Origin of the sequence: Propioniciclava tarda (assembly GCF_900182665.1) — a bacterium.
Taxonomy (GTDB): domain Bacteria; phylum Actinomycetota; class Actinomycetes; order Propionibacteriales; family Propionibacteriaceae; genus Propioniciclava; species Propioniciclava tarda.
Genome location: NZ_FXTL01000032.1, coordinates 1 through 3,769 on the forward strand (window position 1 = coordinate 1; position 3,769 = coordinate 3,769).

The window sequence follows — 3,769 nt, forward strand, 5'->3', positions numbered from 1 at the left end:
CTGCGGGTGTTGCCATGGCGCTGGTCATGGGATCCGATTCTCCTGTCCCCGCCCCAGCCAAGTTCCGATCAACTCGGGCGTCTCACACGAGTCTGTCCGATAGGTCGTTCCCCGATCCATCGGGCGACGTTCACGGCGACGGCGTTGCCTGCCAGTGTTCACTTCTCGAGCGCCGTAACCGTCCAGTTTTCAAGCGCCGCCGAGAACGATAAACCCACCGAAACGATAGCCAGGCGCAGTCCTAGTGGTCCGTGTTTGAAGTTGTCTGACGGTTGGCTTTCTTGAGGATCTGGTCGGCGGTTTTGGTCCAGACGAAGGGGCGGCAGCGGTCGTTCCAGCCGTTGACGAAGGCGCGGATCTTGGCGTTGAGGTCTTTGACGGAGCCGAAGGTGCCACGGTGAATGGCTTGACGTTCGATGATCCCGAACCACACCTCGACCAGGTTCAGCCACGACCCCGACGTCGGCGTGAAGTGCACATGGATGCGCGGGTTCGCATCCAGCCAGTCGCGGACCTCGGCCTTCTTGTGAGTGGCGTAGTTATCCATCACCAGATGCAACTCGCCAGTGGGGTAGGCGCGGGCGACCTGCTTGAGGAACGCGAGGAACTCCTGATGCCGATGCCGGGGCTTGCAGGCACCAGTGACCTTCCCGGTGGCGATCTCCAGGGCGGCGAACAACGTGCTGGTGCCATGGCGGACGTAATCGTGGGTGCGGCGCTCCGGGAGGCCGGGCTGCATCGGCAGCATCTTCTGAGTGCGGTCCAATGCCTGGATCTGCGACTTCTCATCGACGCACAACACGATCGCGTTCTCCGGCGGCGCCAGGTACAGCCCGACCACATCAGTGACCTTCGCGACGAGCTCGGGATCGGTCGAGAACTTGAACGTCTCCGACCTCCACGGCTGCACCCCATACTCCCGCCACGCGGTCGCCACCGTCTTGTTCCCGATCCCCAAATGCTGACCGAGCAGCCTGCTCGACCAGTGCGTCACCCCGTACTTGGTCGGCGGCGCCTTCAACGTGGTCGCCACGATCTTGCGGTGGTCGATCCTCCGTGGCCGGCCACTACGGGCCTGGTCATCCAGACCAGCGATCCCGTGATCGGCGTAGCGCTTGCGCCACTGCAACACCGTCACCTTCGACACCCCGACCCGGACGGCGATCCGCTCGTTCGCCTCACCATCAGCGGCAGCCAACACAATCCGAGCCCGCTGCGCCAACCCCGCCCGCACACTCGTCGAACGAGTGATCCGAGCCAGCTCTTCCCGATCACCAGAACGCAACACCAACGCCGGGGCTGCACGATTCGCCATGCCCCATCATCCCAAAACCAAACCGTTTAGGAACTAACGACACGCCGCACTAGTGCGCAGGCTTCTCCATGCGTTACCCCACCAACGATCGCGGAACTGGTCCATCATTCTTCCTCGGTGCTAGATCGACACCGTTCGCCAAGGGAACTGCCGAGCTCCCACGGTCTGAGTCGGATGGATACTATGCGTGGCGCATTCCCCGCAGGGTCAACCAGGAGGGTCCATGGGTAACCGGACGTCGTACGCTTGTTTTTTCCCTCGTCGCCTGGCCACCGCCGTGACCGCGCTGGCCTTGATGTCGCTGACGGCGTGCACATCACCGAGGGGTCAGTCGCCGGACCCGTCGTTAGCGTCTTCCTCGGCGCAGGCGCCGTCGAAGATCCTAACGGTCGCGGCCACGGTCGAGCCGGCCACGCTCGATATGACCCTGAGCGACCCGGTCGCTTCTGCACAGGTGCAGCTGTACAACGTCTACGAGACGCTGGTGAAGATTGATGGGGATGGCGTGCTGCAGCCACTGCTCGCACAGCGTTGGAGCGTCAGCCCCGATCGCACGACCTACACCTTCTTCCTGAACCCCGCCGCGAAGTTCGCTTCGGGTGCGGCCGTCAGCGCGGACGCAGTCATCAAGAACATCGAACGGATCAAGTCAGGCGCATCCGTGGCGACGAAGTATTCGCGGCCCATGTCACTGGTCGCGAGCCAGAAGGCCATCGATGCGACGACGGTCCAAATCACGCTGACGAAGCCATCCAACACCTGGCTGTACTCGATGGGCGACACGGCCGGCATGATCGCCGACCCGGCCGGGTTCGCCAGCCTGGGCACCGCAACCGCCGGTTCCGGACCCTACACGCTGGACCGTTGGGCGCGCGGCGACAGCATCACGCTCAAGAAGAACGCCAACTACTGGGCCAACCCTGGGCGCTTCGATGCAGTGGTCTTCAAGTACTTCCAAGACCCGAACGCGATGAACGCCGCGATGCTGGGGGGGACGATCGACATCATCAGCAACGAACAGGCGCCCGATTCGCTCACCCAATTCGCCGATGCTGGCAAGTACACCATCCTTGACGGGACGACCAATTCAGAGGTCACGATGGGCCTCAACAACGCCAACCCCGCGCTCAAGGACCTCAAGGTTCGCCGGGCGATCGCCATGGCCATCGACAAGAAGAGGTTGCTGACCAACGTCCAGGCGGGTCACGGCACCGTGATCGGCACCATGACAGTTCCAAGCGACCCCTACTACGAGGACCTGTCCGGCATCAACGCCTACAACCCGACGCTGGCCAAGTCGCTCCTGGCCGAGGCCGGCTATGCTTCGGGGCTGACCCTCAGGTTGAAGCCAGCGGGCATTCCGTACGCCGTAGCGTGTGCTCAGCAAATCGCCGCTGACCTCAAGGCCGTGGGCGTTGCCGTGATCATTGAGGAGTTGCAGTTCCCGGCCACCTGGTACGACACCGTCATCAAGAAGGGCGACTACGATATGACGATCGTCGGTCACGCCGAGGCCCGCGACCTCGTCACCTACACCAATCCCAACTACTACTGGCACTACTCTAACCCGGCATTCACGGCGCAGTACCAGGCCGCAGACGGCGCCCCGGCGGATGCCTACGCCTCCGAGATGAAGAAGGCCGCGAGGATCCTTGCCGAGGACGCGGCGTCCGTTTGGCTCTACGTGATGCCCAACCTGGTCGTCACTAAGGCGAACGTGACTGGGCTGAACCATGACCAGATCACGGATAGCTTCGACGTCACGACGATCGCGATCCGGTAGGTGTACAGGTTGTAGATGAACGAGGTGGACCCTGACAGCGCCAAGGTCCACCTCGTTCGATCAAAGTTTTATGCCGTAGGACTCACGGAACGCGCATGCAGGACCAGCCCATGCTGGACCCGTCATTGGCGGCCCAAGCCACGTTGAACTTGAGGTAGTACGCACTCGACGACCCGTACATGCCATCGGCGGTGATCCCTTCAGAGGACTGCGCGCTAGCGAGAGCAGACGCTGTCGCACTGCCAAACACGCCGTCAACGCTCAGGGACTTGCCGTAGCACTTATTGAGTGTGGACTGGAGTGTCTTAACGGCAGAGACAGAACCTGTTGTGTAGCGGCTCATGAGGCATGACCTGCTACCTCCGCTCGAGGCGGGAACAGTAGTGGAGTAGTACGCTCCAGTGGGCGTCCAGCTAACAGACTTCGTGGTGGTGCAAGTCGGCAGGGCGGCACTGGCTGGCGGAGCCGCGGCGATGAGTGACCCGCATAGCAGGGCTGCGAGTAATTGTCAAATCCTGTGGATTGGTTGACTAGGCGGCGTTCGGTTGGGTGTCCGATTGGTCGGGCCGTTCGACTTGTTTGCCGTTGGTGAAGGGGACGCCGGCACGGACGAGGGCGACCAGGTGGGGGGCGTTGACCATGCGCCACCGGGCCTGGGCAGCTTCGATCAG

General features: G+C 62.5%; 3 protein-coding genes and 1 pseudogene. 1 reads left to right on the plus strand and 3 read right to left on the minus strand.

From position 1 onward, the window contains the following. Positions 1-241: 241 nt before the first annotated feature. Entirely contained in the window at positions 242-1,315 is a 1,074-nt protein-coding gene (locus tag FN821_RS13995; RefSeq protein ID WP_131173170.1) for an IS630 family transposase, read from the minus strand. A gap of 421 nt (positions 1,316-1,736) precedes the next feature. On the opposite strand from FN821_RS13995, the gene FN821_RS14000 reads away from it, so the two are divergent. Beyond that, the gene (locus FN821_RS14000) at positions 1,737-3,098 is read left to right on the plus strand and encodes an ABC transporter substrate-binding protein (RefSeq protein WP_221929126.1); all 1,362 of its coding nucleotides are present in this window, start codon (positions 1,737-1,739) and stop codon (positions 3,096-3,098) included. Between the two features lie 82 nt (positions 3,099-3,180). On the opposite strand, the gene FN821_RS15090 is transcribed toward FN821_RS14000, so the two are convergent. Both FN821_RS15090 and FN821_RS14010 read right to left on the minus strand, forming a co-directional pair. Further along, positions 3,181-3,441 (minus strand): peptidoglycan-binding protein, encoded by a 261-nt coding sequence (locus FN821_RS15090; protein ID WP_131173172.1) that lies wholly within the window; start codon positions 3,439-3,441, stop codon positions 3,181-3,183. Positions 3,442-3,628: 187 nt separating this feature from the next. Then, positions 3,629-3,769: pseudogene (locus FN821_RS14010) on the minus strand (IS256 family transposase); the annotation flags it as partial.